At 64.8% G+C, this 13934-nt stretch carries 17 protein-coding genes; 6 read left to right on the top strand and 11 right to left on the bottom strand.

Going from position 1 to position 13934, the window contains the following annotated elements:
* Together ACNPP0_RS26680 and ACNPP0_RS26675 are read right to left on the bottom strand one after the other, a co-directional pair.
* The coding region (locus ACNPP0_RS26680) for a DUF3300 domain-containing protein (protein WP_448707489.1) at nucleotides 1-1036 on the bottom strand (1036 nt) is incomplete at its 3' end.
* A 144-nt stretch (nucleotides 1037-1180) separates the two neighbouring features.
* Nucleotides 1181-1396 carry a TOBE domain-containing protein gene (locus ACNPP0_RS26675; protein WP_046805592.1) on the bottom strand — a complete coding sequence of 72 codons (216 nt, stop codon included), beginning with the start codon at nucleotides 1394-1396 and terminating at the stop codon, nucleotides 1181-1183.
* A 222-nt stretch (nucleotides 1397-1618) separates the two neighbouring features.
* Between ACNPP0_RS26675 and ACNPP0_RS26670 the strand changes: the two genes are divergently transcribed.
* Nucleotides 1619-2056, top strand: coding sequence for a universal stress protein (locus ACNPP0_RS26670; RefSeq protein ID WP_046805591.1), 438 nt, complete (start codon nucleotides 1619-1621; stop codon nucleotides 2054-2056).
* Between the two features lie 29 nt (nucleotides 2057-2085).
* On the opposite strand, the gene ACNPP0_RS26665 is transcribed toward ACNPP0_RS26670, so the two are convergent.
* The 4 genes from ACNPP0_RS26665 to ACNPP0_RS26650 form a co-directional block, all read right to left on the bottom strand.
* A complete protein-coding gene (locus ACNPP0_RS26665) occupies nucleotides 2086-3099 on the bottom strand; it encodes a 2Fe-2S iron-sulfur cluster-binding protein (protein WP_332612555.1) in 1014 nt (337 codons plus the stop codon).
* A gap of 13 nt (nucleotides 3100-3112) precedes the next feature.
* Entirely contained in the window at nucleotides 3113-3592 is a 480-nt protein-coding gene (locus tag ACNPP0_RS26660; RefSeq protein ID WP_104144846.1) for a GlcG/HbpS family heme-binding protein, read from the bottom strand.
* Between the two features lie 31 nt (nucleotides 3593-3623).
* Complete coding sequence (locus ACNPP0_RS26655; protein ID WP_442880385.1) at nucleotides 3624-5057, bottom strand: aldehyde dehydrogenase family protein; 1434 nt, start codon at nucleotides 5055-5057, stop codon at nucleotides 3624-3626.
* A 223-nt stretch (nucleotides 5058-5280) separates the two neighbouring features.
* Nucleotides 5281-6813: a hypothetical protein gene (locus ACNPP0_RS26650; protein ID WP_332612557.1), complete on the bottom strand. Its 1533-nt coding sequence runs from the start codon at nucleotides 6811-6813 to the stop codon at nucleotides 5281-5283.
* Between the two features lie 224 nt (nucleotides 6814-7037).
* Here ACNPP0_RS26650 and ACNPP0_RS26645 point away from each other — a divergent pair, with 224 nt between their 5' ends.
* Together ACNPP0_RS26645 and ACNPP0_RS26640 are read left to right on the top strand one after the other, a co-directional pair.
* On the top strand, nucleotides 7038-7781 hold the full coding sequence (locus tag ACNPP0_RS26645; RefSeq protein ID WP_448707488.1) for a sulfite exporter TauE/SafE family protein: 744 nt from the start codon (nucleotides 7038-7040) through the stop codon (nucleotides 7779-7781).
* Nucleotides 7782-7860: 79 nt separating this feature from the next.
* Nucleotides 7861-8586, top strand: coding sequence for a GntR family transcriptional regulator (locus tag ACNPP0_RS26640; protein ID WP_332612560.1), 726 nt, complete (start codon nucleotides 7861-7863; stop codon nucleotides 8584-8586).
* Between the two features lie 113 nt (nucleotides 8587-8699).
* Here ACNPP0_RS26640 and ACNPP0_RS26635 read toward each other — a convergent pair whose 3' ends face one another.
* From ACNPP0_RS26635 to ACNPP0_RS26620, 4 genes are all read right to left on the bottom strand, one after another.
* A complete protein-coding gene (locus tag ACNPP0_RS26635; protein ID WP_332612561.1) occupies nucleotides 8700-9059 on the bottom strand; it encodes a 2Fe-2S iron-sulfur cluster-binding protein in 360 nt (119 codons plus the stop codon).
* Nucleotides 9056-9385: a ferredoxin gene (locus tag ACNPP0_RS26630; protein WP_448707487.1), complete on the bottom strand. Its 330-nt coding sequence runs from the start codon at nucleotides 9383-9385 to the stop codon at nucleotides 9056-9058. Before ACNPP0_RS26630 ends, ACNPP0_RS26635 begins: the two co-directional genes overlap by 4 nt.
* A gap of 4 nt (nucleotides 9386-9389) precedes the next feature.
* On the bottom strand, nucleotides 9390-9689 hold the full coding sequence (locus ACNPP0_RS26625) for a 2Fe-2S iron-sulfur cluster-binding protein (protein WP_332612564.1): 300 nt from the start codon (nucleotides 9687-9689) through the stop codon (nucleotides 9390-9392).
* 74 nt (nucleotides 9690-9763) lie between these two features.
* Complete coding sequence (locus ACNPP0_RS26620) at nucleotides 9764-10495, bottom strand: iron-containing redox enzyme family protein (protein ID WP_006226804.1); 732 nt, start codon at nucleotides 10493-10495, stop codon at nucleotides 9764-9766.
* 236 nt (nucleotides 10496-10731) lie between these two features.
* Here ACNPP0_RS26620 and ACNPP0_RS26615 point away from each other — a divergent pair, with 236 nt between their 5' ends.
* Nucleotides 10732-10947 (top strand): hypothetical protein, encoded by a 216-nt coding sequence (locus tag ACNPP0_RS26615; RefSeq protein ID WP_052946040.1) that lies wholly within the window; start codon nucleotides 10732-10734, stop codon nucleotides 10945-10947.
* Between the two features lie 117 nt (nucleotides 10948-11064).
* Here the strand turns inward: ACNPP0_RS26615 and ACNPP0_RS26610 are convergent, their stop codons facing one another.
* Nucleotides 11065-11496, bottom strand: a complete 432-nt coding sequence (locus tag ACNPP0_RS26610) for a ribosomal maturation YjgA family protein (protein ID WP_104144852.1) — start codon at nucleotides 11494-11496, stop codon at nucleotides 11065-11067.
* Between the two features lie 550 nt (nucleotides 11497-12046).
* Here ACNPP0_RS26610 and ACNPP0_RS26605 point away from each other — a divergent pair.
* Nucleotides 12047-13738, top strand: coding sequence for an MFS transporter (locus ACNPP0_RS26605; protein ID WP_448707486.1), 1692 nt, complete (start codon nucleotides 12047-12049; stop codon nucleotides 13736-13738).
* Between the two features lie 16 nt (nucleotides 13739-13754).
* Nucleotides 13755-13934, top strand: a 180-nt coding sequence (locus ACNPP0_RS26600) for a hypothetical protein (protein ID WP_448707484.1), incomplete at its 3' end; no start/stop codon positions are given.

The following is a 13934-nucleotide window of genomic DNA, read 5'->3' as shown; positions in this document are numbered from 1 at the left end:
CCTCGTTGTGGCCCGCGATGGGTTGCCCCGTGCGCCCCTGGAACGATTGCGCCGCGCGGTCACGCGCGGCATCGCGAGAATTCACCGCGGCGCCCCCGCCGGCGCCCGCCGCGCGCGCGCCCTGCGCCTGACCTTGGCCCACCCGTTGCCCCGACTGACGGTTTTGCAAACCCGCCTGGCGCTGACTGTCAAACCGCTGCCGGCTGGCCGAATCGGCGTAGGGCGCGTTGCCGCGATTTTCAGGGTTGTGCTTCCACGACACGTTGTTGTTGCGGGCGTTGTCGATGCGCTGGTTCACATTGATGTTGTTGTACCGGTTCACATCGATATCGACATCGTTGTGTCCCCAGTCAAACCCGCCCCACATGGAGTTGACGGCCGCCACCCCCAGGCCGAAGCCGATGCCCGACACCAGCGCCGTCCCAAACACGGACCCCGGCGGCGGCGGGTAGTAATACGGTGGATATGTGGGATAGGCCCAAGCCCCGTACACCACGCTGGGGTTGTAGCTGGGCACGTAGACGACCTGCGGATCGGTGGGCTGGATCACCACCACGGTCTTGTCGTTGGTGGTGCTGGAGGTGACGGTTTGCTGTGGCGTGCTTTTCAGGTTGCCGGCCTTTTGCGCCTGCGTACGCAAGCGCTGCACGGAATCCATCACCGCGTCGGGCTGCGCCAGGAAGGCATCGCCCACGGATTTCACCCAATCCGGCTGGCGCCCCATCATGTCCATCACGGACGGGAACGCCACCAGCGATTTGACGCTGGGATCCCAGGGCTCGGCCTCGACGGCCTTGACCGCCTGGTCACCCGATTCCGAGGTATGGGCCGCCGACCATTTCGCTGCTTCGGCGATGTCGTCGGGGTACGTGGCCCCCATGAGAATTTGCGACAGCAAGGAATCAGGGTACAGCGCCACCGGCGCCATCAACTGATCCAGCTGCCCCTTGTCCAGCTGGGTTTGCGCCGCCGCGGGCAGGCAAACCGCCAGCCCCAGGCACAACCAGCCAATGAACCACCCTTGCAGTCGACGCATGAACCGTTCTCCGTGAGGCAACGCATGAAGCTCAAAGCCACGAGGGAACTGCCGGATATCGCGATGACAATATATGCCTAACGCCGGGGCAAGGGAATATTTTTCAGTACGGCCGATCAGTACGGCCGATCCGGTGCAGGCCGTTCACAGCTTGGCGACGGACACCTCGGTCGCCTTGACGAATGCCAACACCTCGGTGCCCACCTGCAGGTCCAGTTCCTTCACGGAACGCGTGGTGATCACCGACGTGACGATGCCGGCGGGGGTGTCCACGTCAACCTCGGACACGACCGGCCCCAGGATGATCTCTTTGATCTTGCCGCGAAACTGGTTGCGGGCGTTGATGGATTGAATGGTCATGAAGGGTCCCGGCCTGAGGCTAAAAGGTGAAAGGCGAAGCGGCATTCTTTCACCCTGTCCGGATGCGGAAAAATACTTAGTCGGCATGACGTTATGCCGGGGGGACGCGCGCGCGTAACGTCTCCTTCGCATCCTCCTTTCGCGGGACTGGATAGCGCGGATCAGCAGGCCTATACTGATTTCGCCGTTGCTCGACATTCCTTTTCCTAAAGGAGAGGCAACATGTACAGGCATTTGCTCATCGCCGTGGATGGCTCCCTGCTATCCGAATCGGCATTCAAGCGCGCCCTTGTCTTCGCCAAGGAAATGGGCGCCACCATCACGCTCATTCGCGCCATTCCCGAAGACCATCTGCTGGTCTACCAGGCCGAGATGCTGGGCACCACGCAGGCGCACCATACCGATCAGGCCCGCAAGAACGCGGAAGGCTACCTGGAAGGGCTTGAGATGGAGGCCCGACACGCGCTGGTGCCGTGCAACGTCGTCGTGATGGTCAACGACCATCCGCACGAGGCCATCGTGGAAACCGCCAAGACGCAGGGCTGTGACCTGATCATCATGGGTTCGCACGGGCGGCACGGCATGACGGGCTTTCTGCTGGGCAGCGAAACGCAGCGCGTGCTGGCCAAGACGCGCTTGCCGGTGCTGGTATTTCGGTAGGTGGCCGCGGGTGGGGGCGGGGCCGGGCGTCACGCCGCCGGTTCCAGCGCGTGCTGGAAGGTGAAGCTGTCGGCGTAGATATGGTCCAGGCTGGCGCCGCGCCCGGCGAACAGGTGCTTGGCGTCCTGCACCATCGCCGGTGCGCCGCACAGGTAGATGGCGTGTTCGGACAGGTCGTCGTGGTCTTGCAGGACGGCGTGCTGCACATGGCCGCGCCGGCCTTGCCAGCTTGCGTCCGCGCGTGACAACACCGGCACGAAAGTGAATTCGTACAAGCGTCCCGCCCAGCCTGCAATCTCGTCCTGCAGGTACAGGTCGGCTTCGGTGCGCATGCCCCAATACAAGGTGACGGGCGGGCAGTCTTCCTTGTCCAGCAAGGATTCCAGGATGGCCCTGATTGGCGCGATGCCCGTGCCCGTCGCAACCATGATCAACGGGCGCCAGTCTTCCTCGTGGTAACTGAAAACGCCCAGCGGGGCCTCGATCGTCAACGCAGCGCCCGCTTGCGCCTGGCCCAGCCATTGGTCGGTATAGCGCCCGCCAGGAATGCGGCGCACATGGAAGTCCACCTGCGCGCGCCCCGACGCCGCCGATGCCATCGAAAAGCTGCGCGTTTCGCCGTCGGGTAGCAGCACGTTCATGTACTGGCCGGGCACATAGTCCAGCGGGCCATCGGGCAGCGCCAGCGTCAGGTGCAGGATGTCGTCCGTGTAGGCGTGGATGCCGTGCACGGTGGCCGACATCCGGCGCGGCTCGGGAAACACCTGCCGGCTGCTGGCCACGCTGATGCAAAGATCGCTTTGCGCGCGCGCCTGGCATGCCAGCGCGTAGCCTTCGGCCGCTTCTTCCGGCGTCAACGCCATCGGAAATTCTTCATAGCCCACCGCGCCCGATTCCAGTTTGATGCGGCAGGTACCGCAGCCGCCGAAGGTGCATTCGTGCGGCAGCTTCACCGCCGCGCGCTCGGCCGCTTCCAACAGGGATTCGTCGGGGCCGGCGACGAAGGCTTCGCCGGTTTGAAGAATGTGCACGCGGTATGCCATCGCCAGCCTCGCTTTATTTCTTGATGTCGGCCTGCACCAGCACTTTCATGCCACGCGGCTCCAGCAGTTCGGCCAGCGCCGTCAACGCCGCCAGGCCCGCCTGCGTGTCCTGTTCGCCATTGCCGCCGCTAAGACCCACGCCGCCGATCACCTCGTCGTTGACCACGATCGGGAAGCCGCCCACGAACACGGCGAACTTGCCGTCAAAGCTCCATTGGATGCCGAACGCTTCGTTGCCGGGCAGCGCGGGGCCGTTGGGCGGTGTATTGAAAAGATGCGTTGAACGCTTGTGGCCCGCGGCGGTAAAGGCCTTGTTCCAGGCGATCTGCGGACCGGTGATGCGGGCGCCGTCCATGCGTTCCAGCGCAATGGGATAGCCGCCGTCATCCACGATGCAGATGGATTCCAGCACACCGATCGCTTCGGATTTGGCGATGGCCGCGCGCACCATCAGGCGCGCTTCTTCCAGTTCCAGGCGGTAGATCTGTTTCATGTTCGTAGCCTATTCAGTGTGTGCCGCGCGTTCAGCCGGCGCGGTAGACGGTTTTGATCTGCGTGTAGAACTCCAGGCCCACGCGGCCCGATTCGCGGAATGTGGATGTGCTGGAGTGCTTCAGCCCCCCGAAGGGGGCATTGATCAGGTTGCCGGTGGTGGTGCGGTTGATCTTGACGGTGCCCGCCTGGATGTCGCGCGCGAAGCGGTGCGCGTAGCGCGCGTCCGTGGTGGCGATAGCGGCGGACAGGCCGTACTCGGTGTCGTTGGCCTTGGCGATGGCGTCCTCGTACCCGTCGACTTCGATCAGCGCGATAACGGGCCCGAAGATCTCTTCGCGGGCGATGCGCATCTGCTGCGTGACATCGGTAAACAGCGCGGGCGTGACGTAATAGCCGTGGTCAAACTCGGGGCCGGCAAGCACGTCGCCGCCGCACAGGTGCGTGGCTTCTTCTTTGCCGATCGCCACGTAGCCCAACACGTTGTCCAGCTGCTTGCGGGTGGCCAAGGGACCCAGGTCGAAATTGCCTTTCAGGCCGTTGCCGATGGTCAGCGCCTGAATGCGCGCCACCAGCTTGTCGGTGAACGCCTGCCGCACCTTCGCATCGACCAGCACGCGGCTGGTGCCCGTGCAAGCCTGGCCGCTTAGCGAAAAGCCGCCCTTGACCGCCAGGTCCACGGCGCGATCCAGGTCGGCGTCGGCCAGCACGATCAACGGGTTCTTGCCGCCCAGTTCCATCTGCGTGCGCGTGGTCAGCCCCGCGCTGCGGTGGATCTGTTCGCCCGCGGCCGTCGAACCGGTGAACGAGATGGCGCGTACGGCCGGCGCGCTGGTGATGGCCGCGCCCACGGCCGCCGCCGGCCCGATCACCAGGTTCAGCACACCTGGGGGCAAGCCGGCTTGCACGAACGCTTCTGTCAGGCGGTAGCCCGACAACGGCGCGTCGGAAGACGGTTTGAAGACGACGGTATTGCCGGCGATCAGCGCGGGCGCGATCTTGCGGGCGGGAATGGAAATCGGGAAGTTCCACGGCGAAATGACCGCCGCCACGCCCAGGGGCTCGCGCTGGCTGTAGACAACCATGTCGGGATCGTCATTGACAAAGGTTTCGCCGGTGAAGCTTTGCCCCTCGACCGCATAGAAACGGATCGTCTGCGCCGAACGCAGCACTTCGTCCTTGGCCAGGTTCAGCCCCTTGCCCTCTTCGCGGGTCAGCTCGCGGGCAAAGGCATCGGCGTGGTCTTCCAGATACTGCGCGGCGCGAAACAGAATGGCGGCGCGCTTGGAGATCGGCGTGTCGCGCCAGGCGGCGAAGGCGTCGTCGGCAGCTTGCACCGCGCGCCGTGCATCGTCGGCATCCGACACGGGAAAGTTGCCCACGATATCGCGGGTGTCGGCCGGGTTGATATTCGGCGCCGTACGCCCGCCGGTGCTGGGCACCCAGGCGCCGCCGATATGGTTCATGAATGTCTGCTGCGAAAGATCGTCCACGGAAGCGCTTCCTTTACCGGTACGGGGTGGTCCGAGTGGCCCAATGAACCTTGGGCTTATTGGCTCAGCGGGGCAATCGGGTAGCTGTGAACATTGTATACTTTAATCACTTGCCGACGATCCGTGATAACCCCAAGGCCCGGGCACGAAAAAGGGGCCCGCGAGCCCCTTTTCGGCATCAACCCGCCCGGCGGCGTCAGCTCCAGATCAATACCGCGCAGATCGTCGAGACAAACAGCGCCAGCAGGACCGGCAGCAACAACGCCCGCACTAGCGACAGCACGTTGACTCGGGCGAATCCGGCCACGGCAATCAATGACGACCACGCGATCAAGGTGCCGCCGCCCGTCCAGACGGCGCCCATCTGGCCAACCGCCGCCAGCGTGGCCGGGTCCACGCCCACCACGGGTCCCAGCGCGCCGGACAAGGTGCCCGTCAGCGGCAGGCCGGCAAAGCCGGAGCCGTCGATGCCGGTGATCATGCCCACCAGCAACACGCCGAACGCCACCAGGAAATGGTTTTCGGGAATCAGGTGCTGGCCCGCCGAAATCACTTCGAACAGCAACCCGGGAGCCTGCGCCTGCGGCACGCCCAGAATCTGCGCCGCCGTTTCGTTGGCGCCGATGAAGAAGAAGCCGGCAATCGGCAGCACCGATCCCATGGCCTTGAAGGCGAAGACAAAGCCGTCCGTCACGTGCTCCGGGCACACGTCCAGCATCTTGCGCGGCCCTTCCGCGGCCAGCGTAACCAGCATCATCACCACGAAGGCGACGCCCCCTACCAGCGCCGCCGCATCGCCGCCGCGCAGGGCGGGCAGCGTCGGGAACAGGCGGGGCAATACCATCACCGCGATCACGGCCAGAAAGGCCAGCGGCGTCACCACGGCAAAGGTCTTGGACCAGCGCACGCGGCGGCGTTCCTCGTCGTTGACGACGGGGCCTTGCGGCAACGCCGGGTCGGCGCCCATGGTGCCGCGTGCCAGTTCAGCCTTGTCGAACGAGCCGGACTGTTCGATCCGCGCCAGGCTGCCGTCTTGCGCGCGGGCCTGCCAGGCGTCCAGCAACGCCGCGTTGGCGGGCACGATGTGCTTGCGAATCAACAGGTAGGCCGTCACCAGCGCAACGGCGCCGGTAATCAGCGACAGCACCAGCGCCCGGTCGGCCACCACGGCCGCGCTGACGGCCGCGCCCGCCGCCTTGGCACTGATGCTGGGCGCCACGCCAATCACATAATCGGACGACAGTGCCATGCCCTGCCCGGCGATGGCGATGGCCATGGCGCCGGCAAGCGGCGGCAGGCCGGCCGCGATGGCGGCGGGCAGCAGGATGGCGGACACCAGCGGCACCGCGGGCGTCGGCCAGAAGAACAGCGAGATCACATACGTACAGAGGGCGATGATGATGAACGACGAATGCCCGCCCCGCATGATGCGCCGGAACGGCTGCACCATCCGCACGTCCGCCTGCAGCGTCTTCAGGGAATTGAGCAGGGCGGTCATGAACGTGATGACCAGAAAGATGTTGAACAACTCCTTGGCGGCCACGAAGCTGGCCGAGAAGATTCCGATCAGCGCACTGATCGGATTGCCGGTGATGGCCAGCACCACCAGAAAGGTGCCGATCACCGATGGCACCACCACATTGGCCCGCAAAATCATCGTCAGGATGATGGCGGCCACGCTGATCAGGTACATCCAGTGAGCAGCTGTGAGCACAACGTCCGCTTGCATGCGTGATTCCCCTTGTGACGTGGCTGTTGGATCGCCACAGTCGGTATACTATATTTCGTTGTAAGCCATACCAATCGAAATATGCAGCGCCTAGGGAAACCGATAATTCTGAAAAATGGATGAATAACGGCGTAAAAACAAGGGAATACCCGTGGTTTTATCCAACGCAGCGGGCGTGACAAAATTGCCTCTCTGACTATCGTATACATAAAAGGCTGTAGCCCATGCCAGCGACCTTGCCCTACCCCGATCTTTGGCAGTACGCCGCAATGGCCGTCGTGGTGTTCGGCGCGGCGGTGGCCCAGGGCGTGGGCGGCATCGGCTTCGCCATGTTTGCCGCCCCCGTGGCGGCGATGTTCTTCCCGCAGCTGGCCCCCGGCCCGCTGCTGACGCTGGGCGGCTTCATCTCGCTGCTGACGGCGCTGCGCGAACGGGCTTCCATCGATTGGTCGTCGGTGTCGTATGCGCTGGTTGGCCGTGCGGTGGGCACCTTGATCGCCATCTACGCCATGGCGCGCTTCGCGCCGCAGACGTTGGGCGTGCTGTTCGCCGGCATGATCCTGATCGCGGTGGGGCTAAGCGCGGCGGGGCTGCGCTTTACCGCCACGCCGGGCCGCGTGTCCGGGGCCGGCGTGGCCTCCGGCATCATGGGCACGATGACCTCGGTAGGGGCCCCGCCCATCGCCATCGTGCTACAACACACGGCGCCGCCCCGCTTACGCGCCACGCTGGGCGTGGTGCTGTTCCTGGGGTCGATCTTTTCGCTTGCCATGCTGGCGCTGGCCAAGCGGTACACCGGCTATCACATCGGCCTGGCACTGAGCCTGGCGCCCTTCCTGCTGGCCGGTTTTGCGGTCTCCAACCGGTTGCGCACGCTGTTGCCGCCCCACGCCGTGCGCGTCGTTCTGCTTGCGGCATGCGCGCTGGGCGCGGTGGGTGTGCTGGTCAAAGCGTTTTGGGGCAACTGATGCGCGCTTTTTGCCACGGCACCTTGCTACACCCGGTAATACAATGGAGACTGTATCCATTAATCCACACATGCTCGCCATGACCACTTCGCCTGTCAGCCCGCAAGCCGCTGAAACGCAGTCTTCCGCTCCGCTGAAGATCGGCGAGCAGCATCCTCAGTTGTTCGCCGTCATCCGCGACAAGCTGCGCGAACGCATTCTCAGCGGGGAATTCACCCCCGGAGACCGCCTGGTTGAAGGCCGCTTATCCGAAGAGATGGGCGTGTCGCGCATACCGGTGCGTGAAGCGTTGCGCGCCTTGGCCGCCGAAGGGCTGGTCACCATCGAGCCGCGTCGCGGTGCTTCGGTATCGGTGCTGTCGGATGCGGTGGCGTATGACATGGTTGAAGTGCGCGCCACCCTGGAAGGGCTCAATGCCAAGCTGGCGGCGCAGCGGCGCGATGCCAAGACGGTGGAACGCTTGCAGGCCTTTCTGCGCGAAGGCACCGAGGCCGCGCGCAGTGAACAGCTGGACAAGTTCCTGGCGCTGAATTCCCAGTTTCATGAAATGCTGGCCACCATCGGCGGCAATGTGGTGCTGACGGATTTGATGCGGTCGCTGCGGGATCGCACGGCGCTGCTGTTCGCCCCCAGCAACATGCACCGCGCCAAGGCCAACTGGGACGAGCATTCGCAGATTCTGAATGCCGTGATTGCCGGCAACGGCGACCTGGCCGCCTTGCTGGCCAGCCAGCACGTGCACAACGCCGCCAAGGCGTACACGGAAACGCAGCAACAGCAGCAGCACCACGACGCGGCGGATTGACCCGGCGCGGCGAATCAACGCGGCGTTGCGGTTTTTTTTGCCGACTTGGAAACGCCCGGTCCCGGACAATGTGCGGTCGCAGCCGATGCTGCGACGCGCATTACCCCTTAGCTTCAGGCGGACGGCACCGGCGCGTCGACCGGATCGGCCCCGACGCCCACCACCACACCCTTGCCGTTCTGCACCACCCACGACACCTTCACGTCGCCGTTCACGAACGTCTGGCAGGCCATGCGGTAGCCGGCTTCAAAGTCCTCGGGACGCAGGTGCTTGCGCTCTTTCGGCTTGACCGCGTCGGTGTTTTCCAGCCCCTCTTCGATCCGGCACTTGCAGGTGCCGCACAAGCCGCCCCCGCACTTGAACGGGATGCCGCCCTTTTCCTTGAGCGACACGCGCAGCAAGTTGCTGTTCTCGGGCGCGGTGGCAATCTTGCCGCCATTCGATAGAAATGTGATCTGAACCATGGGTGTCAATGCTCTGCGACAGCGGCGGCGGGGCGCAGCGTCAAGGTGGATTCCATGCTGCCGAAGCGCGTCAGGTGCGCAAGTTCCTTGCGGGCGGCCTCGACAGACGCGAATTTTTCCAGGAACTTGGACGGCACGCGGTTGACCACGTAAGGCGGCGTATCTTCGGTCACCACCAGGCGCGTCTCGCCGTGCAACCGGGCAATGCGAAACACCGCAAGCGTGCGCCCGTAGAAAACGTAGTCGTAGGTTTCGACGATGTCGACGTCGGCGCCCACGTCGGTGTGGAACACGCCGGGCTTGGTCGTCAGGATCACGTAGCAGGCAGCGTCCATCGGCTTATGCCTCCGCGTCCTGGACCAGTTCAACATCGTGGTTCAGCCACAGCTGGCACGCCAGCCGGTAGCCTTGCTCGATGCGATCGCCCAGCTGCTTCTTTTCTTTCCAGTTCACCGCGGGCAGATGCTCGGCGCCAGCCAGCACCCGGCACGCGCACTTGGCGCACTTGCCCATGCCGCATTCGTAGCGCAGATGCGGATACGGAAACTGCTTGATGCCGGCCCGCACCACCAGGTTGGTGTTGTCCTTGACCACATCGGTGTAGGTCTGGCCGCCTTTATGAAATACCACGGTAGGCATGAGTCTGTCGTCCTGGAGCGGTGGGCGGGGCGCGCCACCGATGCGGCGCCGCCCCGATAAACGCCGGGGGTGAATCAGGCGGCCAGACCGAGTTCGGGCAGCTTGATCTCGTGCTGCACGTAGTCGGTGTACAGCGCCGTGGTGTACAGCAGGCGCATCTGGGCGCCGATTTCGCAGATTTTCAGGCAGCGCTGCTGTAGCTCGACCGTGTTGGCGTGTTCCAGCACGATCTGATAACCGCGTTCACCGTGAATCTCGTCCGACACGATGTGCAGGTCGAAGAATTCCACTTCTTCATCGGTAAAGCCGTACTTTTCACGCAGCGTCGGCGTCTGCTTGCGATAGATGGACGGCACCTGGGATTCCAGGCCCACCACCAGCCCGGCAACGGCCACGATGGGGTCTTCACGCATGGCCACGGCATAACACCAGCTTTGCAGTGCCCGCGTGGTGGGCGACATGTTGTCCGGATTGGTGACGCGTTCGCGCGTCGTGCCGCAGGCTTCGGCAAAGCGGATCAGCAGATCGGTATGGCGATCGCCGCCGATTTCCTCTTCGTACATATTGGCCAGCAGGAAGTCCTTGGCCTCGGTGTACGTATCTGGCGTACGGGCGTAGAGATATCCCAGGTAATCCGCGAACGGGCCGACATAGTGATAGTGGTTCTCGGCCCAGCGAGACAGGTGCTCGCGGCTGAGCTTGCCTTCGGCCCAGGCAATGGAAAAGGGCGACGCGTTGGCGCTCTTGCCCTTGATCGCGTTTTCCAACGCGGTACGGAATTCATCTCGGTTCATCAGTTCTGCCATGACGCGCTCCAGTCCAGTGGGAGGATTCCAGGCTGGTTTAGCCCGGGCATGAAGAACATTGTATACCGTCTACTGTTTCGGACTGCTAGGGCAATCCCGGAGAAAAGCCGTGAAAAAAGGGGCAGAACCTTTGATATCAACGAGTTGAAGACGCACAACAGGCGCGGCGGGCGAACTGGACGATGCGGGGCGGCGCTAGTACAATGAATACACTTTCAATGCAATACGGAAATACCATGAATACCCGCCATCCTCTTGGAGACGCTCCCATCGGCCAGCAGCTGCTGGCGCATTACGCCCGCCGCGATGCGGTGCGCCACGCCACGCCGCTGCTGCCCAAATCCTGGGCCGAACTGTTCGCGCCTTTCCGCAACGCCCGCCTGCAACCGCTGCGCCCGGCAGCACCCGCGGCCCGTCGTAACGACGACGAGCCGATGTATCAAGCAGGGTGATGGTCTTGGCAGCCCCGGCCGGCATGGCAGGGCTTGCGATTTGCCGGGGCGAACGCTGCTGAAGTGGTCGGTCATCCCGCCGGGGCGCCAGCCCCGGGCCGGTGCGCCGGCGTCCGCCTAGCGGCGGGCGCGCAAGCTTGCACGCAGGCGCGCGTCCTGTAGCGACGCGGCGTGTTGGCGGCGCTGGTTGGCGCCCGCCAACAACAACACCACGACGAATCCCACGGTATAGGCCAGCACGTCCCACCAGTCGGGCACGCTGCCCAGCACCACCCGCAAGACCGGCTGCTGCAACTGCCAGCCGTACAGCCGCGCCAGGTATTGGCCAAATTCCACCGCATACCCCGTCAGCAGCGCCGCAATCGCCAATGGCAAGACCTGCGCGCGGATGAACGTGCGGTACACCAGGTAGGCCCAGCCCACCGCAATCACGTCGCCCAGGAACCCGCGCAGGAACGGGTACGGCGCGCCATACAAGGCGATCAGCGCCAGCAGCGCGGTAACGGCAAGCAGGGCGGCGAACGCGCGCCCGTTGAAAGTCAGGGTCATGGGAGAGGAAGCAGTTAGAAGCTAGTAACAAGCACAGGCACGCAGCCAACAGTACGCAGTACAAAGCCCGCAGTACAAAGCGCATAGCAGACACCGGGCAGTACACACGGGCAGCAGATAGCCGGTAGCAGGCAGAAGCCAGCCCCGGCGGCAAGCAAGCAGCCCGAAACTCAAGAAAAGAGGGCCGGCAACCGGACCCCGGGCAGCGTACTCGATATCCCCGGGAAAACCCGGAAACAGCTGCCTTTCATGCGTCACTAAAAGTTATCTCGGCGCCATGGTCACACCACCGCGCTCTTCACGGCGCTGTCATCCCGTGTCGCAATGCGCCCTACAACGCCGCCATTCGCCGGCCGCCTCGCAAAGTTATCCCGCGTTGTCCACCGCTTATCCCCCGGCTGTCCACCGCCAATCCACCGGTTTACCCACAGTGTTATCCACCGCCTGGCGCTCTTGCACAGCGGCCCCGATTCAGGCGTACCATTGATCACCCGAGCAACCGAGCAACGCCCGCCCTTCCGGGCGGACCCAGACGCGCCCCCGAGCCCCTATGCTCCAACCCGTCTCGCCCTCCGCCGACCTGCCGCCGAACGCGCCCGCGGTGCCTGCCGCGCCCCTGACGGTCAGCACGCTTTCCCCCTTCGCCTTTCCCGCGTTCCGCGTCATCTGGATTGCGAACCTGTTCGCCAACCTGGGCACGTGGGCGCAATCCGTGGCGGCCGCCTGGATCATCACCACCGAGCAAAGCAGCCCGTTGATGGTCGCCATGATTCAGGTCGCCGCCGCGTTTCCGTTGGTGGCGCTGTCCATCCTGACCGGCGTGCTGGCCGACAACTACGACCGCCGCAAGGTCATGCTGACCGGCATGCTGATGGAACTGGCGGGCGGCGTCTTCATCACCATCCTGGCGTTTGCCGGGCTGCTGCACCCCGTCACGCTGATCGCCTCGGTGTTCTGCATTGCCATCGGCAGCGCCATCGTGACGCCCGCCTGGCAGGCGGCAGTGGGCGAACAGGTGCCACGCGAACACGTCGGCAGCGCCGTGCTGCTCAATAGCGTGAACTACAACGTGGCGCGCGCGGTCGGGCCGGCCATTGGAGGCCTGCTGCTGGGCGCCATGGGCGCACCTTGGGTGTTCTTGCTGAACTGTGTTTGCTACGGCGCGCTGGTCTGGGCGATCTGGCGCTGGCGGCGCGATCTGCCCGAACGCCGTCTGCCCCCCGAAGGTTTGCTGGAAGGCGTCGTGGCGGCGCTGCGCTACACCCAGCACTCGACCGTGACGCGCGTGGTGATGTTGCGCTCGTTTGCATTTGGCTTGTCCGCCAGCGCGTTGTGGGCCTTGCTGCCGCTGCTGGCGCATGAACATGAGGACGGCAGCGCGCTGCTTTACGGCTACATGCTGGGCGCGCTGGGCGTGGGCGCCATCCTGGGCAGCGCCGTGGTGCGGCGCGTGCAGGCCGCCTGGGGCGCGGGCGGCTTGGTCACCGTGGCCGCCGCGTTGCTGGCCGTGTGCCTGGCGGCGCTGGGCCTGACCCACACGCTGTGGGTGGCGTTTCCGGCGCTGCTGGTCTCGGGCAGCTGCTGGATCGGCGTGCTGGCCACCTACAACACCACGGTGCAGATGTTGGTGCCCGACTGGGTCAAGGCGCGATCCCTGGCGCTTTACCAGACCGCGATCTTTGGCGGGCTGGCGGCGGGTTCGTTCATGTGGGGCCACTTCGCGGGCACCATGGGCGTGTCCGGCGCGCTGACCACGGCGGGCATCATGCTGGGCATCACCGTGGCGCTGCTGTACCGCTCGCGCTTGCCCGAACAGCTGGACACGCAGTCGCTCGCCCGCGTGGACAACGCCGAGCCCGCCATGGCCGCCGCCGGCTTCAACACGCAGCATGGCGCCGTGCTGGTTGCGGTGGAATACCAGATCAATCACGAAAAACTGCGCGCGCTGATTGCCGCCGCGCCCCCCTTGCGCTTGCTGCGCCTGCGCAACGGCGCGCAGCAGTGGCAGCTGTTTCGCGACCTGGAGCGCGAAGGCGTGTGGCGCGAAGTGTTCCTGGTGGAAAGCTGGATGCAGTACCTGCGCATGATCGACCGCATGACGCTGGCTGACAAGATGGTGCTGGACGAAGTGCGGGCCCTGCATGGCGGCGACAAGCCGCCGGTGGTGTCGCGCAATGTCAGCTACCAGGCCATGAATGAAGCGCAAGGGTTCTCCTTGCGCCGACACCCCGAAGCCCAATGAATCGCGAGGCCCGCCCATGCTGACATCCCTTTGGCGCAAGTGGCGCGCCGCGCGGCACGGCGGCCCGCAGCTGGACGTCATCCTGTCCAGCGCCGACCCCGGCGCGCCGCTGGCCGACCGCAATATGTGGATGGTGGACCTGTGCCGCTGGCTGGATCGCCCCAGCCCGCCGGCCGCCGCCGTGGCGGCTGCCCCG

The sequence above is a fragment of the Achromobacter semiaridum genome (genome assembly GCF_053543755.1).
Note: the sequence above shows the minus strand (reverse complement) of the source record. Positions and strands in the feature narration are given on the sequence as shown.

Bases quoted from the DNA above. Each gene is read 5' to 3' on its own strand.
- ACNPP0_RS26675 (WP_046805592.1), bottom strand. From the start codon at position 1,396: ATGACCATTCAATCCATCAACGCCCGCAACCAGTTTCGCGGCAAGATC.
- ACNPP0_RS26670 (WP_046805591.1), top strand. From the start codon at position 1,619: ATGTACAGGCATTTGCTCATCGCCGTGGATGGCTCCCTGCTATCCGAA.
- ACNPP0_RS26665 (WP_332612555.1), bottom strand. From the start codon at position 3,099: ATGGCATACCGCGTGCACATTCTTCAAACCGGCGAAGCCTTCGTCGCC.
- ACNPP0_RS26660 (WP_104144846.1), bottom strand. From the start codon at position 3,592: ATGAAACAGATCTACCGCCTGGAACTGGAAGAAGCGCGCCTGATGGTG.
- ACNPP0_RS26655 (WP_442880385.1), bottom strand. From the start codon at position 5,057: ATGAACCATATCGGCGGCGCCTGGGTGCCCAGCACCGGCGGGCGTACG.
- ACNPP0_RS26650 (WP_332612557.1), bottom strand. From the start codon at position 6,813: ATGCAAGCGGACGTTGTGCTCACAGCTGCTCACTGGATGTACCTGATC.
- ACNPP0_RS26645 (WP_448707488.1), top strand. From the start codon at position 7,038: ATGCCAGCGACCTTGCCCTACCCCGATCTTTGGCAGTACGCCGCAATG.
- ACNPP0_RS26640 (WP_332612560.1), top strand. From the start codon at position 7,861: ATGACCACTTCGCCTGTCAGCCCGCAAGCCGCTGAAACGCAGTCTTCC.
- ACNPP0_RS26630 (WP_448707487.1), bottom strand. From the start codon at position 9,385: ATGGACGCTGCCTGCTACGTGATCCTGACGACCAAGCCCGGCGTGTTC.
- ACNPP0_RS26625 (WP_332612564.1), bottom strand. From the start codon at position 9,689: ATGCCTACCGTGGTATTTCATAAAGGCGGCCAGACCTACACCGATGTG.
- ACNPP0_RS26620 (WP_006226804.1), bottom strand. From the start codon at position 10,495: ATGGCAGAACTGATGAACCGAGATGAATTCCGTACCGCGTTGGAAAAC.
- ACNPP0_RS26615 (WP_052946040.1), top strand. From the start codon at position 10,732: ATGAATACCCGCCATCCTCTTGGAGACGCTCCCATCGGCCAGCAGCTG.
- ACNPP0_RS26610 (WP_104144852.1), bottom strand. From the start codon at position 11,496: ATGACCCTGACTTTCAACGGGCGCGCGTTCGCCGCCCTGCTTGCCGTT.
- ACNPP0_RS26605 (WP_448707486.1), top strand. From the start codon at position 12,047: ATGCTCCAACCCGTCTCGCCCTCCGCCGACCTGCCGCCGAACGCGCCC.